This window comes from Pandoraea cepalis (genome assembly GCF_902459665.1).
Taxonomy (GTDB): domain Bacteria; phylum Pseudomonadota; class Gammaproteobacteria; order Burkholderiales; family Burkholderiaceae; genus Pandoraea; species Pandoraea cepalis.
Map to the genome: position 1 here is coordinate 759,366 of NZ_CABPSL010000001.1, position 24,777 is coordinate 784,142.

23 protein-coding genes and 2 pseudogenes are annotated in these 24,777 nt (G+C 59.7%); 8 read left to right on the top strand and 17 right to left on the bottom strand.

Features of this window, described 5'->3' with window-relative positions:
- Positions 1 to 127: 127 nt before the first annotated feature.
- Both PCE31106_RS24145 and PCE31106_RS03500 read right to left on the bottom strand, forming a co-directional pair.
- Positions 128 to 755 (bottom strand): annotated as a pseudogene (locus PCE31106_RS24145) (tyrosine-type recombinase/integrase).
- Positions 756 to 872: 117 nt separating this feature from the next.
- The gene (locus PCE31106_RS03500; RefSeq protein ID WP_254440910.1) at positions 873 to 1,616 is read right to left on the bottom strand and encodes an SDR family NAD(P)-dependent oxidoreductase; all 744 of its coding nucleotides are present in this window, start codon (positions 1,614 to 1,616) and stop codon (positions 873 to 875) included.
- 206 nt (positions 1,617 to 1,822) lie between these two features.
- Here PCE31106_RS03500 and PCE31106_RS03505 point away from each other — a divergent pair, with 206 nt between their 5' ends.
- Entirely contained in the window at positions 1,823 to 2,251 is a 429-nt protein-coding gene (locus tag PCE31106_RS03505) for a GFA family protein (protein WP_150562396.1), read from the top strand.
- A 77-nt stretch (positions 2,252 to 2,328) separates the two neighbouring features.
- On the opposite strand, the gene PCE31106_RS03510 is transcribed toward PCE31106_RS03505, so the two are convergent.
- On the bottom strand, positions 2,329 to 4,041 hold the full coding sequence (locus tag PCE31106_RS03510; protein WP_150562397.1) for a SulP family inorganic anion transporter: 1,713 nt from the start codon (positions 4,039 to 4,041) through the stop codon (positions 2,329 to 2,331).
- A gap of 286 nt (positions 4,042 to 4,327) precedes the next feature.
- On the opposite strand from PCE31106_RS03510, the gene PCE31106_RS03515 reads away from it, so the two are divergent.
- Together PCE31106_RS03515 and PCE31106_RS03520 are read left to right on the top strand one after the other, a co-directional pair.
- Positions 4,328 to 4,933 carry a TetR/AcrR family transcriptional regulator gene (locus tag PCE31106_RS03515; RefSeq protein ID WP_150562398.1) on the top strand — a complete coding sequence of 202 codons (606 nt, stop codon included), beginning with the start codon at positions 4,328 to 4,330 and terminating at the stop codon, positions 4,931 to 4,933.
- Between the two features lie 176 nt (positions 4,934 to 5,109).
- On the top strand, positions 5,110 to 6,000 hold the full coding sequence (locus PCE31106_RS03520; protein WP_150562539.1) for an alpha/beta fold hydrolase: 891 nt from the start codon (positions 5,110 to 5,112) through the stop codon (positions 5,998 to 6,000).
- Between the two features lie 117 nt (positions 6,001 to 6,117).
- Here the strand turns inward: PCE31106_RS03520 and PCE31106_RS03525 are convergent, their stop codons facing one another.
- The 3 genes from PCE31106_RS03525 to PCE31106_RS03535 form a co-directional block, all read right to left on the bottom strand.
- A complete protein-coding gene (locus PCE31106_RS03525) occupies positions 6,118 to 6,636 on the bottom strand; it encodes an SRPBCC family protein (RefSeq protein ID WP_150562399.1) in 519 nt (172 codons plus the stop codon).
- On the bottom strand, positions 6,626 to 6,970 hold the full coding sequence (locus PCE31106_RS03530) for an ArsR/SmtB family transcription factor (RefSeq protein ID WP_017235523.1): 345 nt from the start codon (positions 6,968 to 6,970) through the stop codon (positions 6,626 to 6,628). Before PCE31106_RS03530 ends, PCE31106_RS03525 begins: the two co-directional genes overlap by 11 nt.
- 572 nt (positions 6,971 to 7,542) lie before the next feature.
- On the bottom strand, positions 7,543 to 8,175 hold the full coding sequence (locus tag PCE31106_RS03535) for a TetR/AcrR family transcriptional regulator (RefSeq protein WP_150562400.1): 633 nt from the start codon (positions 8,173 to 8,175) through the stop codon (positions 7,543 to 7,545).
- A gap of 148 nt (positions 8,176 to 8,323) precedes the next feature.
- Between PCE31106_RS03535 and PCE31106_RS03540 the strand changes: the two genes are divergently transcribed.
- The gene (locus PCE31106_RS03540; RefSeq protein WP_150562401.1) at positions 8,324 to 9,217 is read left to right on the top strand and encodes an NAD(P)/FAD-dependent oxidoreductase; all 894 of its coding nucleotides are present in this window, start codon (positions 8,324 to 8,326) and stop codon (positions 9,215 to 9,217) included.
- Positions 9,218 to 9,313: 96 nt separating this feature from the next.
- On the top strand, positions 9,314 to 10,177 hold the full coding sequence (locus tag PCE31106_RS03550) for a class I SAM-dependent methyltransferase (protein ID WP_150562540.1): 864 nt from the start codon (positions 9,314 to 9,316) through the stop codon (positions 10,175 to 10,177).
- Between the two features lie 400 nt (positions 10,178 to 10,577).
- Here PCE31106_RS03550 and PCE31106_RS03555 read toward each other — a convergent pair whose 3' ends face one another.
- Complete coding sequence (locus PCE31106_RS03555; RefSeq protein WP_150562402.1) at positions 10,578 to 11,483, bottom strand: NAD(P)/FAD-dependent oxidoreductase; 906 nt, start codon at positions 11,481 to 11,483, stop codon at positions 10,578 to 10,580.
- A gap of 101 nt (positions 11,484 to 11,584) precedes the next feature.
- Here PCE31106_RS03555 and PCE31106_RS03560 point away from each other — a divergent pair, with 101 nt between their 5' ends.
- Positions 11,585 to 12,037 carry an Rrf2 family transcriptional regulator gene (locus tag PCE31106_RS03560; protein WP_150562403.1) on the top strand — a complete coding sequence of 151 codons (453 nt, stop codon included), beginning with the start codon at positions 11,585 to 11,587 and terminating at the stop codon, positions 12,035 to 12,037.
- 368 nt (positions 12,038 to 12,405) lie between these two features.
- Here the strand turns inward: PCE31106_RS03560 and PCE31106_RS03565 are convergent, their stop codons facing one another.
- The 10 genes and pseudogenes from PCE31106_RS03565 to PCE31106_RS03610 form a co-directional block, all read right to left on the bottom strand.
- Entirely contained in the window at positions 12,406 to 13,026 is a 621-nt protein-coding gene (locus PCE31106_RS03565; RefSeq protein WP_150562404.1) for an ANTAR domain-containing response regulator, read from the bottom strand.
- A complete protein-coding gene (locus PCE31106_RS03570; protein ID WP_150562405.1) occupies positions 13,023 to 14,183 on the bottom strand; it encodes a transporter substrate-binding domain-containing protein in 1,161 nt (386 codons plus the stop codon). Before PCE31106_RS03570 ends, PCE31106_RS03565 begins: the two co-directional genes overlap by 4 nt.
- A 10-nt stretch (positions 14,184 to 14,193) precedes the next feature.
- Positions 14,194 to 15,195: an asparaginase gene (locus tag PCE31106_RS03575; protein WP_150562406.1), complete on the bottom strand. Its 1,002-nt coding sequence runs from the start codon at positions 15,193 to 15,195 to the stop codon at positions 14,194 to 14,196.
- 91 nt (positions 15,196 to 15,286) lie between these two features.
- A complete protein-coding gene (locus PCE31106_RS03580; RefSeq protein WP_035534536.1) occupies positions 15,287 to 15,994 on the bottom strand; it encodes a branched-chain amino acid ABC transporter ATP-binding protein in 708 nt (235 codons plus the stop codon).
- On the bottom strand, positions 15,991 to 17,757 hold the full coding sequence (locus tag PCE31106_RS03585) for an ABC transporter permease subunit (protein ID WP_254440911.1): 1,767 nt from the start codon (positions 17,755 to 17,757) through the stop codon (positions 15,991 to 15,993). The genes PCE31106_RS03580 and PCE31106_RS03585 overlap by 4 nt, the downstream gene beginning before the upstream one ends.
- Positions 17,758 to 17,845: 88 nt before the next feature.
- Positions 17,846 to 18,679 (bottom strand): branched-chain amino acid ABC transporter permease, encoded by an 834-nt coding sequence (locus tag PCE31106_RS03590; protein ID WP_150562407.1) that lies wholly within the window; start codon positions 18,677 to 18,679, stop codon positions 17,846 to 17,848.
- 76 nt (positions 18,680 to 18,755) lie between these two features.
- A complete protein-coding gene (locus PCE31106_RS03595; RefSeq protein WP_150562408.1) occupies positions 18,756 to 19,919 on the bottom strand; it encodes a substrate-binding protein in 1,164 nt (387 codons plus the stop codon).
- 61 nt (positions 19,920 to 19,980) lie between these two features.
- A complete protein-coding gene (locus PCE31106_RS03600; protein ID WP_437343784.1) occupies positions 19,981 to 20,877 on the bottom strand; it encodes a nitrilase family protein in 897 nt (298 codons plus the stop codon).
- 549 nt (positions 20,878 to 21,426) lie between these two features.
- A pseudogene (locus tag PCE31106_RS24230) lies at positions 21,427 to 21,528 on the bottom strand (GNAT family N-acetyltransferase); the annotation flags it as partial.
- A 71-nt stretch (positions 21,529 to 21,599) separates the two neighbouring features.
- A complete protein-coding gene (locus PCE31106_RS03610) occupies positions 21,600 to 22,484 on the bottom strand; it encodes a LysR family transcriptional regulator (RefSeq protein WP_150562410.1) in 885 nt (294 codons plus the stop codon).
- Between the two features lie 136 nt (positions 22,485 to 22,620).
- Here PCE31106_RS03610 and argC point away from each other — a divergent pair, with 136 nt between their 5' ends.
- Both argC and PCE31106_RS03620 read left to right on the top strand, forming a co-directional pair.
- On the top strand, positions 22,621 to 23,550 hold the full coding sequence (gene argC / locus PCE31106_RS03615) for an N-acetyl-gamma-glutamyl-phosphate reductase (RefSeq protein ID WP_150562542.1): 930 nt from the start codon (positions 22,621 to 22,623) through the stop codon (positions 23,548 to 23,550).
- Between the two features lie 420 nt (positions 23,551 to 23,970).
- Positions 23,971 to 24,525, top strand: a complete 555-nt coding sequence (locus tag PCE31106_RS03620) for a P-loop nucleotide/nucleoside kinase family protein (protein ID WP_150562411.1) — start codon at positions 23,971 to 23,973, stop codon at positions 24,523 to 24,525.
- Positions 24,526 to 24,777 lie beyond the last annotated feature (252 nt).

Sequence of the window (24,777 nt, forward strand, 5' to 3'; positions counted from 1 at the left end):
TGGCGCTTTCGCTATATTGCCAGATGTCCTCTTTCGGACGCGTCGGGGACGCTCGAATGTCAATGCGATCCGTCTCGCGACCGTCGCATGATGGCCGCCAGAGGACCGCTCGCCGGCTGCCATGCGATCAAACGTCGGTCTGCTCCGCTATCTCGAGGGCCTCGTCGACCTCGATTGCCAGGTAGCGAACCGTGCTTTCCCGCTTTTTTTGTCCGCGCAGCAACTGCACGGCTCGAAGGTTCTTCGTCCGCCGGTAGATCAGCGAACCTTCGTGCGGCGCATCGTGTGGGTACCATATGCGGTGTCGTCGAGGTCAATCGATGCGACCCAGCGGTGTACCAGGCGGGCATATTGTCGCGTCGACAGATGCTGGGACGTATGAATCCGGCTCGGGAACGGAGAATCCGCCGCCTTCAGTCCCCCCGGGCTTCGATCCACGCTTCAAGGCTCTCCCGGGCCTGTTCCGTGATCTCAAATTGCACTAGCCGCTGTGTCTACTGCTGCATGATTGTTGCCCTCGACGCCACTTGGCTTCCGCGACGGACATCCTGGACCCGCAACCGCGTGAGGTCGCACGCCCGCAGCTCGCTATCAATCGCGAGATTGAACATCGCGAGCTCACGAACGTTCAACGCCATCTGAAGTGTCGTCCGAATCGCCCAGATTTCCCGAAGCTTTAACGGGGGCTTCTGCCCGGTGAGCTTGCCCTTGCTCCACGGCACGTGGTGGACAACCACGACATTCTCGGATTCCATGACAATCTCCTTTCAAGCGAATGGAGATTGAGTGTGCGCCGTGTCGGGTGGTCGCAGCCCGATCCACAACAGTCCTTCAGATTTCTCCAAAGCAGCCAGTCATTCGTCACGCGCTTGCTACGTGAGATTCAATCCCCCATCCGAGAGCAGAATTTCCCCCGTCAGATAATCTGAGTCGACTAGAAATGCAACAGCCTGAGCAATATCCTCGGGACAAGCTGCCCTACGCATAGGTGCCTGTTCCTTCCAAAGTTGCTGAGCTTGCGTCCAGTCAGCCGTTAGCGGTGTATCGACCAAACCAGGAGCGACAGCATTCACGCGAATATCTGGGGCAAGCGAAACAGCGAGCAAGCGAGTCACGTGGTTTAACGCCGCTTTAGTCGCTGCGTAAGGTATGGACGCCCCCTTTGGTCGGACGCCGGCATGCGAACTCACGTTTACGACGCAACCGGGCTTTCCTCGTGTGGCCGCTTCACGGAGTGCGGATTGCGCTTCGGTTACCAGGCGGAACGGGGCAACAACATTGACTTCATGCAACTCCTGCCATACGTCCGGCGTGGCCGCTGCCAGATCCGCATGGGGGATAACGCGACTGATCCCCGCGTTATTGACCAGAACGTCGAGTCGGCCCCATACGGCAATCGCTTCACGGATGAGCTTTACTCTGTCCGCGTCATCGGCCAGATCGGCTTGCACATAAGCTGCCGCTCCGAGTTCCCGGGCCAACGCATGACCTGCAGCAGCCGAACTGCGCGAATGCAGGACGATTGAGAATCCGTCTTTTGAGAGTCGCCGCGCGATTGCGGCACCAATACCAGAGGTCGAGCCAGTGACAAGAGCGACAGGGGACGGAGTTTTCACGGAGGTTGATATAAAGTGTAACGTTTTTGGAATGGCAGAGATCGTACTCATGGCCTTTGACACGGTGACCGTAAAAGCCGATCGATGACGGACGCCACCTAGTGTTCGTCCCTCGATCGTCCCAAATTGGCCGGCAGGGGACAGTCCGCCTTGCTCAAAGCGAGCATTCGACTATATATACTTCCGACGCACAACTCGGAGCCGATATGACCGAACCAAATTCCCTGCGGTGCCTGTGTGGCACCGTCAATATTCAGTTAGAAGGCCAACCGGAAGCAAGAGCGAACTGTCATTGCCAGTCCTGCCGAGATTTCTACGGGACTTCAATGTTGTCGGCAACTGCATGGCAACCCGAGCGAGTCGCGGTGGTCAGCGGTAGCCTCTCGAAATTTGCACATCCGACAAAGCAACTGTCGCGCGCGTTTTGTCCCCATTGCGGCGAAACAGTGTTTGGCACGAATCGCCTCGGCATGTTAGTCATTCCCAACAGCGTTGTTGCGCGGGCGGCGGGCGGTGAGTTGCCCGAACCAATGCGGGCGACGATGCATCTGTTCCATCGGCATAGGATCATCGACGTGGATGACAAACTGCCGAAGTACCTCGATGGATGGGACGGACCGACTTACGTTGGTTAGTCTGGCTGAGTACGTCGACACACAAACGAGCGAAGGACTACTCCTGGTTGAATCCACAAACTTCTCCGCCGTTATCGTCAGCCCTTCTGGTCCATTTCACCCGCAATCGACTGCACGCATTTATCGACGCTCAACTCCCACAGTGCGCTACGCGGCAACGTCTCGTCGGAGGCTCGTTCAAGCACCGCCAGCGCGCGCGGTTTGAGCCGCACCAGGAGCAGCCGCTGTCCACGCGACGTCAATTCGGCGGAGAAGATGCGCAGTGCTTCGATCACTGAACTATCGACATCGGGTGTTTCTTCGAGACTCAGCATTACCGTCTGCACCGGCGTCGACTGCCCCCGCAGCATTAAACGCACCTTACTGAGCACGCGTTCGGCATTGGCAAAGAAGAGGGGTACCTCTGGCCGCACGATCGTGATGCCGGGGATGGGGGTTGCATCCGTGTGTGCGGAGACGTCGACGAAATCGTGGCTATCTCTCAGGCGCCCGAGCACCGAGACCGCCGGCTCAGACAAGTTGCGCAGTGTTAGCAGAAGGCTCACCCCGATGGCGACCAGCAAGCCGTGAAGTATGCCAAACACGAGCACAGCCAGCAGCGCCGCTATTACGACCAGTCTGTCACGTTGCCACGTCCAGTATGGTTTGAACACGTCCGGGTGCAGTGAGTGACTGACGGCATAAATGACGATCGCAGCGAGCACCGGTTCGGGCGTGCGAGACAACTGCGGTAACAGCATCAGCACGATCAGCGCAATGACCGCTGCGGCAAATATCCCCGCGAAGCGGGTCTGCGCGCCGGCGGCTTCGTTGGCGGAAGTCGCCGAGTAGCCTGCACCCACCGGCATCCCGTGCAGTAATCCGGAGACAAGATTTGCGCAGCCGAGCGCCATGAGGTCCCGGTTAGCCGACACGACATCGCCATGCTTTAGCGCGAAGCTGCGGATCGACCCGTACGATTCCGCGTACAGTATCAGCATCAGCGCAAACGCGAGTTCCGCGGTTTGCAGCCACTGTGAGCGGTCGAACCGTGGCAGGCCGACCGTCATATCGTGAAAATCGATCGCGCCAACGGTGCCAATGCCATGTGCATGCCAGTCGATCCGGTACCCCAACGCGATGCCGAGCACAATCACCGCCAGCGTCGCCGGCATGCGGGCACTTCGGCCCAGCCCGAAAAGGATGGCCAGCGCAGCCGCCCCCAGCGCCACGCTATAGAAATTCCAACTGGGCGCTTGATGCGCGAGATCGAAAGCGATTCGCAGCGTATCGGTGTAATGCGAGTGCACGCCGAGTATGGTCGGCAATTGCTTGATGGCAATCGTCAGCGCCAGGCCGAACGCAAATCCGCGCAAGACCGGCTTCGAGACAAAGTCCGACATGGCGCCCAAACGCGACGCGCCGGCCAGCAGAAAAAGAATGCCAGTCGCCGCAACGAGGGCGGCGGCGTAGGCGAGCTGCGCACCGATGCCCCCGTCGCCGGCCCCCACCGTGGCGGCAAGCACGGCTGCGGATGAGGATGTTCCCGATACGATCGCGAATCGGCTACTGCCCGTTAGCCCATAGACGACAAGCCCGGTGAGCAGCGCAATCAGGCCCGCCTGCGGTGGCAGTCCAGCGATACCCGCGTAGGCAATGGCCTCAGGCAGCAAGAGTCCTGCTATCGAAACGCCGGCCAGTACGTCACGCCCAATACGAACCCGTCGCGGGGGAGGTGGCTCGACTGAACTCGTATAGGTGGATGGCTTCTGAAGCTGTACGGCGGCGGCATGGCCGGTATCGATAGTCATATCGAGGGGCGTTATCGAATATACGGCGGTTGATAACCGTCAAGGCGTCACACGCTGACGAGCCATTATCGCCGGATTTGTTCGGAACGAGATTCCTCGAGTTCGTTATGGCACTCGCAAGTTGAGTCTTGCCGGCGGCATGTGTCCGTTGTCCCGGCGAATTCGACGCGATAGGTGCTCCGCATGCCCATCCTGCCAAGCCTCGAGATAGTCTGTCTGCCGGCCGATTGACAACGTGAGAAAGAGAATTTAGGATGTGATCGTTTCCTAAATTGGCGAGATAAAGATGATCCAGGCTGCTGCAAGCCGGCCCCGGGGGCGGCCTAGAGAATTCGACGAAGAGCGAGTGCTTAGTCGTGCCATCGCGCTATTCAGTGCTTCGGGATATTCGGCCACAGGAATTAGCGATCTCCAGCAGGCTACCGGCCTGACGGCCGGCAGCCTTTACAAGGCGTATCTGGACAAGGAAGGGATCTTTGCCAAAGCGCTCGAGCGTTATATCGCCCGGCGCGAGGCGGAGGTCAGCGCCATGATAAAAGGCGCGGAGAATGCACGCGCCAGCATCGCATCGCTGCTTGGCCTATATGCCCGGCTTAGCCAAGGAAAGGAGGGCAAACTCGGCTGTCTGCTGGTGGCGGGCATTGCCGAGCTGCCTCAATTCTCTCGGGTCGGCGATGCGTTGCGGGGCCAGCTTGCGCAGCGTCGAGATCTATTGGCCAGACTGGTCGCCCAAGGGCAGGCCGACGGCTCGATCACCACCGCAAGCGATCCCACGACCGTGGCAGATGTGTTGCTTGCGCTGTTGCAGGGCATGCGCGTGCTCGGAAAAGCCAGTGCATTCAGCGACGATGCGGACGCATTTGTTGCCCTTGCACTCAAAGTCCTGGAGTGACCATGAACCGCTAAATTTTTTGCGCTCGTGCCGGTCGGACTCGCCTCCGGTCGCGGCTTACCGCGTAGCGAAGGCAGCACCGACCCTTCCATCTGTTCATACACCCGCAGCGTATGCGGCGTGGTCGCACTGACTGCGATGACCGTCGCGCTGCGCTATTCGAAAAGGACTCCGTCATGATACATGGCGTACTGCCGGCCGCCCCCGCCGGTTTTGAACATCGATTTGCTACCGTGAATGGTCTGCGTTTCCACTATGTCGACGGTGGCGCGAAGGCAGAACGTACGGTAGTCCTCATCGCCGGCTTTCCCGAGAGTTGGTACGCGTGGCGTAAGGTCATGCCGTTGCTTGCCAACGACTTTCGTGTCGTCGCCATCGATATGCCTGGCCAAGGCGATAGTGATCGACCGCTCGACGGCTATGACACGCAAACCGTCGCACAACGCGTGCACGACCTTGTGAGTCATCTCGGCATCAAGCGATACAGTATCGCCGCGCATGACGTTGGCGCATGGGTTGCGTTTCCGTATGCGCACCTATTCGGCGAGGAAGTCGAGGCGCTGGCGCTGATGGATGCGGGCATTCCAGGCATCACCCTGCCGGACATGCTGCCGTCGTCTTCCAAGCTGTCGTGGAAGACCTGGCATTTCTCCTTTCACGCGGTCCCGGACCTTCCGGAGATTCTGCTTGCCGGTCGGGAACGAGCCTATCTCGAATGGTTCTTCTGGAGCAAGGCGGCCAATCCGGCATGTTACGGCGAGGACGAAATTGCCGAGTATCTGAGGACCTACTGCGCGCCTGGCGGAATGCGCGCGGGGCTCGCATTCTATCGCGCCGCGGCGCTTTCGGTCGAACAGAACCGTGCGCTGTCTCACGACCGGAAGCTCAAGATGCCGGTACTCGGCCTCAGTGCAGACCAGGGGTCGATCCCGGATATGTCGGCTGCACTCCGCCCATTCGCAGATGAGGTGAGCGGGGAGACCATCGTGAATTGCGGACACTTTCAGCCAGAGGAACAGCCTGAGGCCGTAGCGCACGCCTTGGCGAGGTTTTTTACTTCAGTTTGAATGACGGACGATCTGCCGATTGTCGGCGATGGGTGGCGTTGATCGCCAAGTCGACGTCTGGCCAAGCGCGGAAAGTGATGGATTTCTCCGCTGCTGGCCAGGGGCTTGCGGTAGTCCTTATGCACGCGCTTCTGACGGTACGATGGTGAGCAGCAACTCGTCGAGGCGTTCGAGAGTGGCTGCCAGACCGTCCTTCAATCCCATCTCGATAGCTTTTTGCACATCGGCCGGCGAGTTGTAGAGCACAACGGTGGTCACAAGGGTCCGTTCCTTCGCATCGGCGAAAGCGGCGTCCCAGCGTGCCCTCGGCAGGCTCGGATTCACGACGCCCGATTCATCACAAAAACCGTCGAGCGCTACGTAGCCATCGATCGGATTGATTGCCTGGTAGTCCAGACGGTTCCAGAATGATTCCCCGTCAGGCGTCGTCATGGCGTAGTGCCAATAGCCGCCTTCCTTGAACTCCATGTGCTTTGTCCGGGTGGTGAGCGGCTTGGGCGCGAACCATTGATCGAGCAATTCGCGCTTTGTATGGCAATCCCACACCAGTTGGCGTCCTGCTGCGAATTCCCGCTTCACCGTGATGCTGTTTTTTTCCATATCGACGACGAAATCAAATCGAAGGTCAGCTTTCATTGTCTTGTCCTTGGAGTTTTTCCAACAGGTTGTCGAGGTTGTCGTACCTGCTTGCCCAGATCGCGCGCTGCTCGGCAAACCACCGTTCGGCGGCCGCCAGATTCTGGCGATCGAGCATGCACGTGCGAGTTCTGCCGGTCTTGCTCGAGTGAATCAACCCGGTGTCTTCCAGTACCCGCACATGCTTCATGAACGACGGCAGAGCCATGTCGAAGGGTTCTGCCAACTCGCTCACCGTCGCGGGCCCCACGCCGAGCCGTTGAATAACTGCCCTGCGCGTAGGGTCCGCCAGTGCGTGAAAGACCGAGTTCAGCGCAATTCCATAGTTATCCATTAGGCTAACTATACGCGAGCTTATCGGTTGGCGCAATAACCAGTCTTGGGGGTATGTTGGGCGCGCGTTGGAGGTGTCGGGCGACCTCGCCTACGATGCGCAGGTCGTTGGCTGCTGTCTTTTGGGGAAAGCTGGCGCATATTCGCTGACGTCTTGACGCGGCTCGCGCATGAAGCCCCGTTGATACGGAAACGATAAGCGCATGCCAAGTCACGCGACTGCACCGATGCCAACTGATTGAAACAATCAAGCGATCAAAACGCGTTGTCGAATGGCCGATAGCGGACGCAAAGTCGTCGTTTGACTTGTTGCCGACAGGAGCCACGTCCGATGCGCTTCCTGGCCGATTGCGTCCTATCACAAGCATCTGCTTGCGACCCTTCTCTGTCGTTCCGCTCAGGCCGCAGTAGCGACCGCTATCGTGTGTAAAGAGGGCTCTGCCCGCCTGCTTGCCTGCCCGCGCGCGGCTTTTCGCTAATGCAATGAGCCTGGCCCATCAGGCTCGTCAACGCATCATAAATAGATTGCTCGGCGCGAACGGCGTGTTCTTCATCGACCGCGATAGCGCACCCTCAGATGCCACCGTGCGCGGCGATAAACATGGCGACGGCCGACCGGCAATAGGATTCGATTTCGTTGTCGTCCTCTGCTCTCGCCTCATCGAAGCGTGCGATCAGCAGGAGATCGGACCCTTTGAAAAGCGCGGCAAACAAGCGGGCGGACAGGTGCGCATCGGGTACGTTCAGCATCCCCTTCTCGTGCAACTGACGCAACACGGCCTCGATGTGGGCGATGACATGGGCAGGCCCGGCCTCGTAGTGGAGCTTGCTTAACGCCTTTTGATTCGTCTTGTCGGCCAAGACCATGGCCTCGACACTGCGGACGTCCGGGCTCAACAGCGTGCGAAGCAGGGATGATCCCATCGCCATGAGCTGATCTTCGGCTGAACCGTCGACGCCGTCAGAAAGGGCCTGCGGTGCAAACTCATCGCAGCGGGCCACCATGGCCGCGCTGAACAGCGCCTCCTTGTTCTCGAAGTGCCGATAGATGCTGAGCTTGGATATCTTCGCCCGCTGCGCGACCTTGTCCATGGTCGTCGCTTGAAAACCCAATTCCACAAAGAGTTTGCAGGCCGCGTCGACGATCGTTTGGCGAAGTGCCTCGTTGGCGGGCCGGCCGCGCCGGCTCTGGCTATTTTCGGTCACGATAATTATGGTACTTGACAGTATTGAAATCTGTTAATACGATACCGCATAGTATCGCAATGTGCAAGCCAAGGGCAGGTTTCAACCGGTTGTCCAGATCAGGCGTCCCCGGGGCCCACCCCTCATTCACAACACGGAGCCCATCACCATGAATGACGTCATCATCATAGGCGGCAGCTTTGCTGGCCTCGCCGCCGCCTTGCAGCTTGGCCGTGCCCGCCGCAAGGTCACCGTTCTCGATACCGGCCGGCCGCGTAACCGCTTTGCCGGCCACTCACATGGCCTGCTCGGCCACGATCACAAGCCGCCGCTGGACATCCTGGTCGAGGCGCGGCAGCAGCTGTCGCGCTATCCAACGATCAGCTTCGTCAATGCCCGGGCCGAAAGCGTGTCTGGCGCCATCGACGATTTCTGTGTCGTCACTGACGATCACGAAAGCCTGAGGGCGCGCCGCCTGATCCTGAGCTATGGCGTCGCCGACCAGATGCCTGATGTTCCGGGCTTCGCCGAAAGCTGGGGCACGTCCATCGTGCCCTGCCCCTATTGCGACGGCTTTGAAGTCGCTGGCCAGCATTGGGGCCTTGTCTGGTCCAGCCCGCAGTCGTACCAATCTGCCAAGCTGTTCCGCGATTGGACTGACAAGTTGACTGTCTTCACCGATGGTCATGACATCGCGCCCGATATCGAGGCCGATCTGGCGCGCCGCAACATACCTCTCGTCGATGGACGGATCGTCGAGATCGCCCACCAGAAGGGCCATATCACCACCGTCAATCTGGATACTGGTCGCAATGTCTCGGTCGACGTCCTGTTCGCCCATCCGCGCAACAAGCCGTCCGCAAGCCTGCATACATCTCTGGGCCTCGCCACGGTCGATACGCCCACCGGCATAGTACTCAAGGTCGACGAGCGCCGCCAAACCAGCATGCCCGGCATCTACGCCGCTGGCGACCTCGCCACGCCCTTCTTGCCATCGGTCACCCAGGCATCCTCGCAGGGCGCATTGGCGGGCATCTTCGCCCAGCAGTCGATGGTGGTTTGAGAGCACAGATTCCCTTCTCCCATTGCGTCGTCGCCTTCGAAAAGGTTGGCGTAGATCGGCGCAGTGAAGAGCGGATCGTCGAGTCAAGGAGATGACATGGCAAAGCAAAGTGCTGATCAGGTGGGTGACTGGAATGGTCAAAGCGGTGAGCGCTGGGTCGCCAACCAGGCCCGGCTCGACGCTCTGGTGGCGGTGTTTGGCCAGGCCGCGATAGAAGCCGCCGCGCCCGCGACGGGTGAGCGCGCGCTGGACATCGGTTGCGGCGCGGGCGCATCGAGTCTGGCTCTGGCCGCCCGCGTTGGCGCGGGGGGCCAAGTGCTGGGCGTGGACATATCCGAGCCGCTGATCGAGCGAGCGCGCGCGCTTGCGCGCCACGATACGCCGGCCCTGTTTCAGGTGGCCGACGCCAGCAGCGCAGAGCTGCCCGAAGGCGCGTTTGACATCCTGTTCTCGCGTTTCGGCGTGATGTTCTTCGACGATCCGACAGCGGCGTTCGCCCACATGCGACGCGCACTCCGGCCTGGCGGGCGGGTCGCTTTTGTCTGCTGGCGCGGGGCGGCCGAGAACGACTGGATGCGCCTGCCGGTGGGCGCGCTCAAGGGCATTCTCCCGCCGAGCGCGCTGCCCGATCCCGAAGCGCCCGGCCCGTTTTCGTTCGGCGACCGAGCGCGCGTGGCGCGCATCCTGACGGCGGCCGGCTTCACCGATATCGCTATCATGCCCTTCGACGCGTCCGTCCCATTCGGCGAGGGCGAAACGCGGGACGCTGCGGTCGACGCCGCGGTGAAGATGACGCTTGAGGTCGGCCCGCTGTCGCGTGTGCTCGCTGATCAGCCCGACGACCTCCGCGCCCGCGCCGCGGCCGCAGTTCGTGCCGCCTTCGAGAGCCTCCCCGGTGAGCGGTCGGTGATGATCAACGGCGCGGCGTGGGTCGTCAATGCACGCAATCCCGCACGTTGACAGGTTACGTCGACCAATGTGTCAGAACCGGCAATTCCTCGTGTCTCGGGGAGGGTCTACCTTGAGCGCCGAACGACCGAAACGCGGCGCTGATTAGCCATTGAGGGCAAAAAGAGTAGTGGCGCTTGATGGCCGCTTGCCGTCGCTCATGACGGTCGGTTTCCGACCCATCCGAGTCACTCGACGCACGGCTGGTTGAACGGCGATTTCCGACCGTGAAGCGGCCGTTCGGCTTCCGGCCTCAATGGCCTTTACCTGCTCGTGGGAAGAACCAAGGCGCAGGAATGATCGATCGGACCGCCCCGTGGCAACTTCGGACGAATGCGTGCCTCGCGGATAGCCGTTTGATGCACTCGACGCGTTAGACCCGCTGCCAGGGCGCGGCCACTTCCACGATCGATTACAAGCCAAAAATGAGCGAGCGATGTGCCGCAACGCCCGCTGCAACGCCGGCGGCCGAGGCGAACGTCGCGTTGGACCATGCGCTCGCCGCATCGCCAGCGGCAAACACTCCCGGAACGGTGGTCTGCTTCCAGTCGTCCACGCGGATAACGGGACCTATCGGACCTTCGTCGAACTCGCATCCGAGCTGCTTTGCGAGCGGACTTGCCATCTGGGTGCGCGGCCCCACAAACAGTGCATCGATGTCGATGGCGCGGCCGTCGGCGAGACGCAACCCTGTCATGTTGGGTACGTCGCCAAGCACTTCCACGACTGGCGCCCGTTCGATTCGCACATTGCGGGCTTCGAGCAACGCAGTCTCTTCGAGCGATGGCTCGACTATGCCTTGCGTAAACCAGGTTGTCGGTCCCCAGTCGGGAACGAGCATCGCCTGATGAATCGATAGTGAATGCGTTGCCAGGACGCCGAGCCGTTTGTCCGCGACTTCGTAACCGTGACAATACGGACAATGCAGCGCGCTGATACCCCACCGTTCATCCAGGCCGGGGAGAGAGGGCAGTTCGTCTCGAACGCCCGTCGCAAGGATCAATCGATCCGCGCTTGCGGTGCTCCCACTGCTTTGCGTGACGATGAAGCAATCATCAACACGCTCCGCCGTGCGTGCTTCGCCTGTCGCGACGTGCGCCGTCGGATACGCCGAGAGTTGCGCCGTCGCCTCATCGATGATCTCGCCGGGCGCCTTGCCATCCTGCCCGAGAAAACCATGAGCGTGTGATGCGAATCGATTGCGTGGCTTTCTACTATCGAGCACAAGCACACGCCGTCGCGCGCGCGCCAGCTGCATTGCGGCTGAAAGACCGGCGAAGCTGCCGCCGATCACGATGACGTCGTAGTGCTCGTCCATACGTTCCCTCTCCAGATCATCATGCAACATTGTGAGTTGCATGATAACGCCATGTTAAACTCTTATGCAACTTGAAAAGTTTCTTGAGATGAGTGCCCACGATGAAGACCGATAGCCGCATGTCTCGCGTCTTGCACGCGTTGATTCACATGAAGCATGCGGAGGGTCCGCTCACCTCCGAAGCGCTCGGTGAAATGCTGTGCACGAACGCCGTCGTCGTGAGGCGTTTGTTCAGCGGTCTGCGCGATATTGGATACGTCACTTCGGAGAAAGGGCACGGAGGCGGTTGGGTGCTGGCCGAACCCCTCGAAAACATCACGCTACTGGACGTCTACCGTGCGGTCGGTGAACCTTCGCTTTTCTCGCATCTTGTTTCGGAGGATCATCCGGAATGTCTTGTCGAACAAGCTGTGAATGCCCATCTTTCGGCGACGCTTCTCGAAGCCGAGGCTGTCCTGCTGAAAAAATTCGAGAAGGTCACCATTGCGATGCTTGCAGGAGAAGTTGAAACTTCGGCGTTGCGGTCGAAATCGTCTCGCGTAGGGAATAAATAGCAGTCGCCGTATGCGGCCCGTCCGGTTCGGCGATGCACACGTAGGCGATTGGCAGGGTTGGGATGCGAACCCGCCGTCTAAATGGCAGTTTTGCGGGACGGGCTAGTGACTGCCGCTGGCCGCTCGCCGTCGCTCATGACGGTCGGTTTCCGACCCGTTGCTGCCGGTCGCGTATGTGAGTGGAACGTCTGTCTGTCAGCATAAACCGGTCATTCGACATACCTCAGAGAGGCTGCACGCTTGAATGCCGTGTGGAATGCAACTTGACCGACCTTGCCGGGAACGTCGATTAGAACGCAGTGCCGGATTAAGTCTGCGGGCGATCACAGGGCTATGTGGCTGAACTGTTGGCCTCAACACCGCTTCGATCAGAGTTTGGGTGCCTTTCCTAAACCCAGCTTTTCCATTGCCTCATGGGCGTCAATTATCATCGTAGCAATTTCCCCTACCGTGACCCGGAGACTTGTTGCGCGTGACCGCATGTGCTCGTAGGCGTCATTCTCACTGAGTCGATGGGCATCCATCAGAATCCGTATCGCCTTCTCGATATGGCGTCGCGCCTTGATTGCTTCTTCAAGCTTTCCGATCTTGTGCTGAAGTCGCTGTTGATAGCCAGAGGAGGCGCGTGCCAGCACCAGCGTGCTCAGTATCCCCGTGGAGCGATACGGCTTCGTGATCACGCCATGCGCCCGCGTGTCGACGAGCAGTTTCAAAGCTGTCGGGTTCTCATAGTCGGACAGCGCGATGAGCGTCGCATCGGTGTCTGCCGCGCACCAGTTGCCCGCGCTGCGTAACTCGGGGCCAACAAGAAAGAGGATCACGTCCGCATCTGCGGGCAACTGAGCCGGAAATGGCCAGACGGTGCGAACGGGGCAACCGATGCGGCGCAATTGCTCTTCCAGAACGCCACGATCCTCTCCCGGCGGATGGATCACGACGACCCGCAGCGAACGCAAATCGTCGAACAGCCGACGCGCGCCGGTGTTCATGTGAGTTCTCCGTTAAGCCAGAAGTCCGTGAAGCCGTAAGAGGTCAGATAAGGATCTGGTTTGACCGGACCGCTGCCTTCCCACACGACGTCGAACGCTCCATCTGGGCGACAGACGGCAATACGTGGCGTAAGGATCGCGTGGTTATTCTCAGGGTCGATCCTGAGCAACCCCTCGGGTGAATCGAACCCGACTTCACGAACAGCCGCCACCAGCTTTGCTGTGTCGAGACTACGGGTGCGTGCCAAGGCGAGGGCGAAGAGGTGTGCCTGGTTGTATGCCATTTCCGACCACATGCTGGCCGGCTGGTCTCCGAAACGCGCCTGCCACGCATTCATGAAACGCCGGTTGCTCTCATTGTCTAACGTATTGACGTAGCTGGCAGCTACGATATGCCCGCCACACAATTCCGGGCCAATCATCCGCGTTTCGCCCTCCGTCATTGTCAGACTGGCGATCGGGATACAGGCGGGATCGATACCGTGTTCGCGATAGAGTTTGTAGAACGCGCGTGCTCCACGTCCGATCAGGGTCGAAAAAACTACGTCCGGCTCGACGGCCTTGATCTCCCGCACGACCGCTTCGAGGGCGGAAGGGGCCGCGTCGCTTGGCAGGTAGACTTCTTCCACGATCTCTCCGCCGTGCTCTTCGACCATATCGCGCATGATTCGGTTCGACTCGCGCGGATAGATATAGTCGGCCCCAACCAGGAAAAAGCGCTTTCCGTGATGGCGGAGAAGATACGCCGCAAGTTGCATGCTGTTCTGGTTAGGTACTGCGCCCGTGTAGATGATGTTCGGCGAATACTCAAAGCCCTCATAGATCGAGCAGTACCAGAGCAGTGCGTTGTTGCGCTCGATCACCGGCAGCACTGCCTTACGGCTGGAAGAAGTGGAACACCCGAATATTACCGTTGCGTCGTCTTCCTGCAGCATGCGTGTAGCGAGCCGCCTGTATTCATCCGGGTCGCTCTTCGGGTCATACACGACGGGGTCAAGCAATCGCCCGTCGACGCCACCAGCGGCGTTGATTTCTTCGATTGCGAGTACAGTGCCCAAAAAATGCTCGGATTCTGTTGCCGCTGTGACGCCGGTTCGTGAGAACAGGACGCCGATGCGCCAGCCTGGCTCAGTAACGGAATTTCGGCTCGAGTTCATCTGAAATACCTTATCGATCGAAGAGACGCTGGATATCTTCCCGCGCCGAAGAATTCTGTAGCGCCAGCATGAGGAGAATTCTCGCTTTCTGTGGGCTGAGATTGTCGGCGAAGATCGAACCTGCCGCCTTCAGTGTGCTCCCGCCGCCAACAAAACCATACACCGGCAATACCCGGCCGTTGGGCACGCGCGTCGAAATGACAACAGGCACGTCGGCCATGATTGCTTCCCTGATCGCCTCGTACATTTCGGCGTTGACGTTGCCAAAACCAAGCGCCTGTATCACGATTCCTCTGGCGCCCAGCTTCAGGGCGGCGCGAACCAGGCCACCATCGGCGCCGGCGTACATTGGTACAATTTCCACGTACGGCAGTGTGTCCCTTTCAAGACGAATGAACTGCCGGCGCACAGGTGAGCGGGCAAATACAACACGGTCTTCGTCCACTGTTCCAAGGAACCCGAAATCCCCGGACCGGAATGCTTCCACATCAGCCGTATGTGCCTTGGTGACCTCCCGCGCCGCATTGATCTGGTTGTTCAATACAACAACGGCGCCTTTGCCGCGTGCATCCGGCGAAAGGCAAACTCGCGCAGCATTGAGCAGGTTACGCGGACCATCGAAATCGGATGCAGACGCGTTACGCTGCGCACCGGTTAGAACGATCGGCTTGTGCGTGTCGGTTGTCAGATCGAGAAACCAGGCGGTTTCTTCCAGGGTGTCCGTTCCATGGGAAACAATAACGCCCGCCACGTCATCCTTTGCCAGCGCAGATGATATTGCCCTGTGCAGCTCAATCCAACGCTGCGGCCCCATGTAATCGGAAGGCACATTGGACAGGTTGTTGACCTCCAGTCTTGCGATCGCGGTGATGGCCGGGACAGCCGCCAACAGGTCTTCGCCGGACAGAGCCGGGACCGGCGCCTGTTTCAGCGGATCGATCTTCATCGCAATGGTACCGCCCGTTGCGATGTAGGCACACTTAGGGAGTTGGGAAGGAGCAGAGGCAGTCATCGGTTCGTTAAATGGGTCATCGTTGGCGACGGCGATAGACACGCCATGCAGGGCTGAACCGCCCGCCCGCGGCGTGTCTTTTCAGACCGACTTAGACGCGGAGGTGCTCGAATACCGAATCTGCAGCTACCGGGTTTTTCGCATCACCGTTGTCGATAATTTCGCCCTGCTTCAGCACGGCATAGCGGTCTGCGACCTTCAGGGCGAAAGGCACGTGCTGCTCGATCAGCAGCAGTGTTGTGCCGTGGCGACGTCGTTCCCAAAGCAGCGCTTCGGCAAGGCGGTCAATGACCGACGGTTGCAGACCCTCAGTGATTTCATCAAGCAGGATGATCGATGGGCGCATCATGAGGGCGCGGGCGACCAGCAACATCTTCTGCTCGCCGCCGGACAGTGTGCCCGCATGTTGCTTGAGTCGGCTCTTGAAGACCGGAAAAATCGGTTCGATTTCCGCAAACCGCTCGTCGAACACCGATACCTTTTCAAGTCCGAGGCGCAGATTGTCACGGATAGTGAGATCCGGAAACAACGCGTGTTCCTGCGCCGCGTAAGCGATTCCGGCACGGGCAATCCGGTGCGGCGGCAGGCGGGTGATGTCCTGCCCGTTCAGATGGATTGCACCGCTCTTTTTCGGCAGGTAGCCCATGATCGTCTTGAGCAGCGTCGTCTTGCCCATGCCGTTCTTGCCAAGCAGGGCTACCGCGTCGCCGCTCGCGACGGTCATGGATAGCTTGCGCAGCACCACGGAAGCCTTGTATCCGCTGGTCACGTCCTGCAGGTCCAATGCGATCTGGCTCATGATGCCTCCCCTGATGTGGCGGTACCCGCGCTTCCCGTATCGTGCGCGGTTCCGGCATATATCGTTCTGACCAACTCCGAATTGACTACCTCATCGAAGCTGCCTTGCATCACGATTTGACCCTGATGCAGGACTACGATGCGTGTTGCGATTTCCTTCACGAAGTCGAGGTCGTGTTCAACCAGCAGGCAACACAGTTGATACTGGTGAGCCAATGCCGCAAGCACGTTGCCGATCTGCGTACGTTCGGTTTTTGTCAATCCTGCCGTTGGTTCGTCGAGCAGCACGATACGCGGCTCCAATGCAAGCACCATCGCCAGTTCCAGTGCCTGCTGCTGGCCGTGCGACAGGTCTTTCGCTACGGCCCCCAGCTTCTGGTCGAGGCCCGTTGTGCGAACTACCTCGAGCGCATACGGTGGCAATGCAAGCGTGTGTGAACGCTTGAAGAACGAAGGCCGTTCGATGATCGTGCCAGAGATCCTCAGGCATTCCCCGACTGTCAGGGAATCGAATATGTTCGCGTTCTGGAATTTGCGGCCCAGACCGAAACGCACGCACTGGTCAGGCGGCAAATCGCGGATATCATTTCCGCAAAGCACAACCGTGCCGTCGGAACGCTCTGCACCGTCGCTCATGCATCGCATCAATGTGGTTTTGCCTGCTCCGTTCGGCCCGATCAGTCCAACCAGTTCCCCCGCTTTGGCATTCAGGTCGATGCCCTGCAGCACCTTCAGGCTACCGAAATGTTTGGCGACACCGGCCATCTGCAGCGCCGGCGCGGAAGCCGGTTGCACATGATCGGGGCGCACGGGACGCTCAACCAGTTCGAGTTCAACGGCATTTCCAGTCAGACTGCGAAACGGTTTGAGCAGCAATGGCACCAGGCCTTGCGGCAACAGGACAATTACCGCGACGAACGCCGCACCAAGGATGAGCTGCCATGCAAACGGCATGCTGCCGCTCAGATACGACGTTGCAACATTGATCAGCAGCGTGCCAATCACAGGTCCCCACAATGTACCTCGACCGCCGAGTGCGACCCATATGATCAACTGCGTCCCTAGAACGAAGCCGGTCAGTTCCGGCGCAACCACGCCGCTGAACGATCCATAGCCAAATCCCGCGATGCTGGCAACAATGGCCGCCACAACCAGCAGGACAATCTTCCCAAGCGATGTGTTGATGCCAAGGTATGAACAGCGCGATTCATTATCGCGAATGGCCACCAGCACGCGGCCGCCATCGCTGCGCACGAAAAGCCACGCAAGCGTCGCGATGCCCAGCAATCCAGCACCCGCTATCCAGTACCACGCGTGGAGCGACAGATCAAATGTTTCGTAGCCGGTCAGGCCCGAGCTTGAGCCGGTCCACTCACCGCCAGACAGGAGCACCTGGCTGAGAACGATTGGCAAGACGAGCGACATCACAGTGGCAAAGAATGGAGAAGCGCCCCGATAAAATGACAGCCAGCCGAGCAACACTGCGATCACGGCCGCGACGAGGATGGCGGCGCCCACTGCCAGTACGACGTATCCGGGCGAGAAGCCGCCGTATGTGAACAAGAGGCCCGCGGCATAGGCACCAACGCCGAAGAAGGCCGATTGCCCGAACGTCAGGTAACCCGTATAGCCCCACAGGATGTCGACGGTTACCGCGACGATCGAGAAGAAGAACGCCTGAATCAGGACGTTCAGGAGGTACGTGCCGAACAGGAACGGACCGACGGCCAGCAGCAGAACGGCCGATGCACCGACCAGAAGCATTCCGCGCGAAGGTATCTTTCGCCGATCCGACAACCGAATCTCGCTTTGCGAGGATTTGACGCCGACAGGGGCCGGCGACATGTTGATTTTAGCCATGCGAGAACCCCTTCGGACGAACGCGCAGCGTGAGAGCGGCAAGTACGGCGATGGTCAGGCCACCCAATACCGGACTGACAAACGTGCTAACAAGAACCTGGCACGCCCCGAACACCAGACACGTAACCAGCAGGCTGACCATCGAGTAGCCTGAAACCATGACCAGCATGAAGGCACTGACCAGCCACGGTAGCCCCATGTTGGGATCGACGCTTGACAAGGGCGTAATCAGCGTGCCCGCCAGGGAACCAAGCGCTGCGCCCAGACTGAACGTGATGAAGCGGATGCGTCCAGAATGAATGCCGAGTCCGCGCGCGAGATCCTCATTCATGATCACCGCACGGGTCTTGACGCCAAAGCGTGTGCCGGACAGTAGCGCGGTGAGAAGCCCGCACAAGCCCAACGCGATCGGAATCAGCAGCAGGCGATAGGCAGAATAGTCCGTACCGGCGATCGAGAATGCTCCCTTCAGCGGCGTTTCGACAAACTGCACCTCCCGGCCGAACACCATCACAATGATCTGCCCGATGACGATTCCGAGACCCCAGGTGGCAAGGATTGCGTCGAGGGGGCGCTTATACAGGGGACGCACGATCACCTGCTCGACGAGCATGCCAACTCCTACGCCCACAGCCATTGCGAGTGGCACGCCAAACCATGGATTGAGTTTCAATTGCGTGACCACAAAGCTCGAGTAGGCACCCATCGTCAGCAGCGCACCGTGGGCGAAGTTGACGATTTTCATCACGCCGAAAATCATCATCAAGCCGGCGGTCACGATGAACAGTATCGCCGCGGTGGTGAAAATATCTAGTGCTAGAACCATTTCCGTCTCCAGTCGCATCCGCCCGCGCGGCGTACCACGCCAAGCCAGCAGGCGGATGCCTTGTCCTTGACCTCGTCTACTTGATGTTCGGGCATTGCGAGCCCGGATTGACATCAGGGAAGGTCTGCAAAATCTTCACGGAACCATCGGGCTGGATCTGACCGAGGCGCATCGCAAGCGGCGTGTGCCGGCTCTTGTCCATCGATACCACGCCGCGTGGCCCATTGAACGATACCTGGCCAAGTGCCTTTATCACCTTGCCTGGGTCTGTCGAGCCCGCCTTTTCGACCGCGGCCTTGTAAAGGAAGAAGGCCTCGTACTGCGGCTCGGACAGTTCGTTGGGCGTCTTTACGTCCTTCCCAAACTGTTTGTCCATTGCAGTGAGAAATTTCTTGTTTGCGGACGTGTCAATGCTCGTCAGATAGGACCCGGACATGTAGATGCCCGTGGCAACGTCACCCATGCTCTTCGCTGTCCCTTCGTCAATGGCGAGGTTGCCGTACGGCAGCGTCATCCCCGAACCCTTCAGCTGCTTGGCGAGCGCCACATTAGGCGCTCCCCCCGCTGTGGCGCTAATCAGCGCATCGGGATGAACGGAACGGATCTTGGAAAGAATCGGTGTCCAGTCCGTGCTGTCGATCGGCAGGTACTCTTCACCGACAACCTTGCCGCCGTGCTGCTCGATATATTTCTTTGTGAACTCGAGCATGCCGCGACCGAACGCATAGTCGCTGCCGACCAGGTAGAACGTCTTCGCGCCCTTGCTCTTCTCGAAGAAGTCGACGACAGGTGCGACCTGTTGCTCCGGCACCCAGCCGTTGACATACATCCACGGACTGCACGACCGGCCTTCATAGAACGACGTGTAGATGAACGGCTTCTTGCCGCGAGCGACGATGGGCAAAGCAGCATTGCGCGCCGCACTGGTCTCCATCGAGATGATCGCGTCAACGTCTTTCTGGAACACCAGCGTGTCGTACGCCTTCTGTGCGCCGACTGCACCAGACGCGTCGTCTGCGATTTCGAGCTGGACCTTGCGTCCCAGGATGCCACCGGCGGCGTTGATTTCTTCGACCGCGAGCTGCGATGACTGCACGACGGCAGGTGCGACTACGCTGTTGGCGCCGGACAAGCCAACCGCAACACCGATCTTGATGGGCTCTGCGGCATATGTGTTTGCAGCAAGCGCGGCTATCGCAGCTACGGCGCCTACAAGGACGCGATGTTTGAACTGATTCATGGTGTCTCCTTCACGTAAGGTCGGTTTCGTTTTCAGGATCATGCGGACATTGCCTGGCAGCTCACGGACGTGAGGAAGGCCAGCCCGTGCCCAGCATCGGGTCGTACACGTCCATGCGCCGGTCGCGCAGCAAGTGGTTAAAAGCATTGAGCGAGCGCCCAGACCGGATGCCCTGCAGATCGATTTGTGCATACAGGATTTCTTCGCGATCCTGACTAGCGGGGCCGGCCAGCGGCCATCCGTCACCGCCCACGATCAGGCTTTGTCCGATGAATGGTTGCCCGCGCTCGGTGCCGATCCGGTTCGCGCACGCGATCATCAGGCCATTGCTATGTGCAGCGGCCATGGTGAGCGTCGCGGCCATCGCCTGGTGCTCTGCCGGCTGCCCCGGCATGGGCACCCAGTTCGTTGGCACGCAGACGATGTCGGCGCCATGGGCGGCTGCCAGCCGGTACACCTCCGGGAACCATCCGTCGTAGCAGATTGCGATCGAGATCCTCCCGAGCGCTGTATGGAACACCGGCGCGCCGCGATTACCCGGTTCGAAGTAGACGTTTTCGTTGTTCCAAAGGTGGAGCTTCCGGTACGTCCCGATGTGCCCGGACGGGCCGACGCAGACAGCCGAGTTGTAAAGTCGCTTGCCCTCGCGCTCTGCAACGCCCGCAACGATATGTACGCCAAGACGCTGTGCCGCGTCAGCCCAGATCTGGACCGTCTCGCCGTTCGGAAGATCTTCGGCCAGCGCGAACGCTTCTTCGCGGTCGGCAAAAACATAGCCGGTGTTGGCCAATTCGGGCAGGACAACGAGGGCCGCGCCGTTCTTCGCAGCTTCCTCGATGTAGCGGAGCGACCTCGCGACGTTTTCATGCTTTTCGCCGACGCGGGGCTCCATCTGTACGCAGGCCACAACCGGACCGTTAGTGTTCCGAGGGGCAGGGCTGCGCTGAAAGTTTTCCAATTCTGTTCTCCAAAAGCAAAAAGCCCCCGAACCAGCGTTGGTACGCAAGTTCGGGGGCTGCATAGCCTTCCATGTAGCACGGCATCGTTGCCGCGGATTGCCAATGAAACTCGGCAATCGATGGCGCAAATGTACGAAGCCCGCGTCAGCCCGTCAAGGAGATTTGACTGATTCTAGGGAAAGCCCTTAGCTCTCTCCGGCGAGTCCAAAATCCGGAAGGCTCTGAGGGCGTTTCGCGTAGCCCCACGGGCCCCGAGTCACGACGCCGGCTGCCTGCTTGCCGAGCGCGCAACCGCTTGTGGGCCAACGGCTGCGGCCCTATTCGCTTGTTGCCCTAGGCTCGCCGCAATGCAACACGCCGGGCAGCACTATCGCCGTCACGCCTTAACTCGCGTTTCCTCACAATGCAGGCAAGCCGACTCTCGTAACGCTAGGCAAGCCAACTCTCCTCAATGGTGGCAAGCGACTCGTGTTGAAGGACCGCTGATCGAGGGTGAACGGCCGCCTGAATGCGATCCATGACCGACCGGAGATGGCCGGTAACTGTCGTCATTGCGGTTTGCGAACGTAGTAGATATCCCACTCCGTTTCTATCGTCTTCGCGAATCCGTGCCGTTGATAGAAGCGATTCGACGTCGCTGTGCGTTGTGCTCTCGAACGTTACATTCATCCGTCATGCCTCGTTAATGGGGTGTCGATGTGAGGCGCATGCAGCGCAATGACTATGCCATTCGCAGATCGCGCAACACATCAAGTACGTGTTGCGTGGAGCGCTCGATGTGCCCCGCGCGATGGGCAATGCCGAGCCGACGCCACATCGCCGGCCGCAATGGGCGCATGACAACGCGCTTGTCGGGCAATGGCGCAGTCGCCTCATGGGGTAACAGCGCGGCGCCGTATCCTGCCGCGACCAGACTCTTGATCGCGTCGTTGTAGTTAAGCTCGATGCGTGGCACCGGTTGATGCCCCCCGGTCGCGAACCACTCCGCCGTCAGTTGTGAAAGACGCGTTGTCGCGTCGTTGAGAATGAGCGGTTGGCCAGCGAGCCATGCGGGCGTGACACGGGCAGGGCACTGCCAATGTGCCGGCACAAAAGCCATCACGGGGTCGCGCCTCCAAGGCGTGATCACGAGTCCAGCCTCGGGCGGCTGAGGCAGCGCAACGAGCCCAACGTCCAGCGTTCCATCCACCAGTCCGGACAACGTCTCCCGCGACGTGAGCACTGCAACCTGAATGTCGATGGCGGGATGGTGCTGGCGCAGCACCTCAAGCGCTTGCGGTAACAGGTGTGCGATCGCGCCCGTCGAAGCGCCGATCCGCGCGCGCCCTTCGAGTCCTTGCACCTGGCGTTGAATATCCGCTAACGCCTGCTCCGCATCGGACAGCAATCGACGTGCGCGCTCCACCAGCACCTCGCCTATTGCCGACGGCCTGACATGGCCGCGCTTTCGCGACAGCAATGGCGCCCCAATGCGGTCTTCCAGTTCCGCGATGTGGAGGCTGACCGTTGGCGGTGCCAAGTGCAATGCACGTGCCGCGTCGGCGAATGAGCCACGATCTGCGATGGCCACAAGGGTGCGCAAGCGGTCCAGGCTGATTTCTCGCATGTCGGCGTCCAAAGTCAGAAAAACTGAATGATCACGTTATGAAATTCAACTTTCCCTATTCTATCTGTCCGCGGAATATAGGGACTCGTGCTTGTTTTTGCTGGTTACCATTCAAAGTCAACGGAGTATTTCACGTATGGGCTCTCCCGTTGTTTTCATCGACGGCGATCAAGGCACCACCGGGTTGCTGATCCAGGAACGGCTTCGTCACCGGACCGACATCAGACTAATGACGCTTGATGCCGCGGAGCGCAAGGATTTGCGGCGTCGCGCGGAATTCATCAACGCCTGCGACATCGCGATTCTCTGTTTGCCTGATGCCGCGGCACGCGAGGCCGTGGCCGCGATTGTCAATCCTGCGGTTCGAGTCATCGACGCCAGCTCCGCGCACCGCACACAGCCGGACTGGGTCTACGGATTTCCGGAGATGGCGCCGGGGCAGGCCGAACGAATTGCCAACGCCCGCCGCGTCACCAACCCCGGTTGCTATCCGACCGGTGCGCTTGGCTTGCTGGGGCCGTTGGTGCAGGCCGGGCTTATCCCGCCCGATTACTCGATCAGCATTCATGCGGTCTCGGGGTACTCCGGTCGGGGACGGGCAGGCGTGGAGGAGTATGAGGGGGCGGGAGCCGTCAACGCGCCGTCATACCAGGTCTATGGCCTGAAACTCGCGCACAAACACGCGCCGGAAATCCAGAAGCACGCGGGGCTCGCGGAGCGTCCCATTTTCGTCCCGGCATACGGAGCGTTCCGTCAGGGCATCGTGCTGACGGTGCCCCTGGCGGTGCGGTTGCTGGCGCCCGGCGTGGACGGCGTGGCGCTACACACCGCCCTCGCTCGCCACTATGCTGAGGCGGTTCACGTGCGGGTCTTGCCGCTGCATGAATCGAGCGCCGTGGAGCACTTGGATCCACAAGTGCTGAACGGTACGAACGACATGCAATTAAGCGTGTTTCATAACGTGGACGACGGACAAGTCTTGCTGGCCGCCGTTTTCGACAACCTTGGCAAAGGCGCGTCTGGCGCTGCGGTTCAGAACCTGGACCTGATGCTTGCGTCGCAGTAATTGTCGCGGGCTTGTGATGACGGTCGGCGACGAACGGATGCGCCAACGACGGTTGCCGCATCTGTTTGTGGCCGTCGAACGATTCGTTCCGGTCGGTAAGGGTTATCGGTCCGCCGGCTCAGGACGACCCTGAACCGTCGTTGGGATCAGCGCCAATGGACTGGCCGCTTTCGACGCGTTAGCTGTCGTCCGGCGTTGGATGGTCACTCTACTGCTCGGACTGTGCTGTGCGGTTGGCGCCGGCACTTGCCCCGTCTCGCTGGTTGAATTAAGCTCTGCGACATGAACCAATTTATCCTCAACTCGATTATTAGCACCGCGAGAGTCTCGGCGGGATAGCTATTGAGTTGGCAATATGCATTCACAACCCGCCCAGAAAGCGGGTTTTTGCTTTCTGGGCCCTGGACGGAGCGCCTGGAGATGACAAGTGAGAATCGAGTAGTCGACGCAGTTGGCTTTCGTGAGACGGCTGTTTTGCATATGGTTTGTGGGAAAATCGCTTCGGGCAAGTCCACGTTGACGGCTCGCCTGGTTGGTGTCTCTCGGACGGTCCTGGTTAGCGAGGACAAATGGATTGCATGTCTTTACCCAGACGAGATTCATACGCTGAACGATTATGCAAGCCGCGCAGCACGCATGAGAGCGGTCCTCACAGAGCACATCAAGGCGCTCCTCGCGACGGGCATATCCGTGGTACTCGACTTTCCATTTAATACGGCCAGCACACGTGCGTGGGGCCACTCACTATTCCAGGCGGTCGGCTGCGAGCATCGGCTTCACTATCTGGATGTGAGCGACGAGATCTGCAAATCTCGTTTAATGGCGAGGAACGTGTCAGGCGAGCATCCTTTCCATACATCGGAAGAACAGTACGATCAGATCACCCGCTACTTTGTCCCACCCGCGCCCGGCGAAGGATTCAACATCATTGTCTATGACGAGACAGGAAAGGTCCATTCCCGGACGGGGTCATGACATTCGAGTGTCCGGTTGAAGGGGAAACGCGATGCCTGCTTTTGGCCGAATTCGGTCCTACCTGATTGACCGTAGCCGACCCTGAACGGCCGGCCAGATTTCTCGAAAGCGGCCATTCGAGCGGGCGACCAACGTCGTGGTCCGCTCGATTCTGGATCGCTCTTCGAGTGCTAACGCGAGAGCCCCACCACCAGGAAATATCTCTCAACTCCTGGACTCACCCTGATTCGCGTGTCCTCTCGAGTCCTCAAG